We start from the raw sequence: 1,438 nt of genomic DNA, 5'->3' as shown, positions 1-1,438 counted from the left end.
CCAGGGGGTTCCGGGGCCGGGGGCCGGTCAGGGGGTGAAGGTCCAGCGTTGGGAGGGGGTGCCCTTGCAGGGGGTGCGGGTGAGGTCCGTGCCGTTGGCGGTGCCGCCGCCGGCCGGCGTGAGGCACTGGCCGGACGTGCGGAGGCTGCCGTCGGGGCCCGGCTGCCAGGTCTGCGCGGGGGTGCCCGCACAGGGTTGCACGGTGATGCGGGCGGGGTCGGTGGCGTCCAGGCAGACGTCGTTCAGGCCGGTGAGGCGGCCGTCGTTCTGGAGGGTCCAGCGCTGGTTGGGGCCGCCGTGGCAGGAGTAGAGGGTGGGGGCGGTGCCCGGGGCGGTGGCACTGTGCGGCAGGTCGAGGCAGGTCGAGGAAGCGGCGTTGACGAGGGTGGCGTGGGAGGGGAGGGGGGTGGGGCGGCCCGTGAGGGTGATCTCGGCGGCGCTGGTCCAGGGGCCGCGGCCGCCCGCTTCGGTCAGGGCCCGTAGTCGGAGGTAGCGGCCCGTGCGGGGGGCCAGGGTGACGGATTTCGCGGCCGCCGTGTCGGCGAAGGTGCCGGTGGCGGCGGGGGTGCCCCAGTCGGTGGTGGTGTCGGAGACGTAGACCTCGTAGCCGCCGATCCGGCCGTTGACGCCGCCGTCCTGGCGCGGCAGGTAGCCGAGGCCGTCGACGGTGTAGCGGGCGCCGAGGTCGATCCGGATCTCGTGCGGCAGGGCGGCCGGCTTGTTGGAGGACCAGGCGGTGTGCCAGATGGTGGCGGGGTTGCCGTCGAAGGCGTTGACGGCGGCGCCGTTCTCGGCGGCGGTCTCCTGGCTGTCGGCGGAGAGCAGGGTCCAGGAGGACGGGGAGATGGGGGACGAGGTGGTCGGGACGGGGCTGGGCGCGGGGACGGTCGTGCCGGTGGCGGTGACGGTGAACCCGGATGTCCTGGTACCGGTCTTGACCCAGAGGACGCCGGCCCGGTCGGCCGGGTCGAAGAACCAGCCGGTGGTGGCGGAGTCGTAGGCGGCCTTGCTGGTGAGGCGGGTCAGTGCCGTGCCGTCCAGGGTGAGGGCGGTGGGGGCCGAGGCCACGTGGAGGGTGAGCTCGTAGCCCCGGGAGGCGGGCTGTCCGGCGTAGCTGCCGGTGGGGGCGCCCACGTCGACGGTGACCGTGCCGGAGCCGGAGGCAGGGGCGGTGACGTCGACGTGCTGGCGGGCGTAGGCGCCCGTGGTGTAGGCGCGGGTGCGGCCGTCGTCCTCGTACAGGTCGAAGGCGGACGTGCCGCGCGGGTGGATGTCGTAGGTGAGGGTGGAGACGGGCTTTTCGCCGCTGTAGTTCATCTGCGGCCACATCGGGACGATGGCCCCGCCCTTGACGAAGAGCGGGAGGGTGTCGAGGGGTGCCTGGTAGCCGTTGAGCCATCCGGGGCCGGCGTACGTCTTCCCCGTCCAGTAGTCGGTC

1 protein-coding gene is annotated in these 1,438 nt (G+C 74.1%); it reads right to left on the bottom strand.

Annotation, left to right across the window (positions count from 1 at the left end; genetic code table 11):
* Positions 1 to 27: 27 nt before the first annotated feature.
* On the bottom strand, positions 28 to 1,438 hold a 1,411-nt coding region (locus VR44_RS39785), incomplete at its 5' end, for a discoidin domain-containing protein (protein ID WP_045952574.1).

The sequence above is a fragment of the Streptomyces katrae genome (assembly GCF_000966975.1).
GTDB lineage: Bacteria > Actinomycetota > Actinomycetes > Streptomycetales > Streptomycetaceae > Streptomyces > Streptomyces katrae.
Note: the sequence above shows the minus strand (reverse complement) of the source record. Positions and strands in the feature narration are given on the sequence as shown.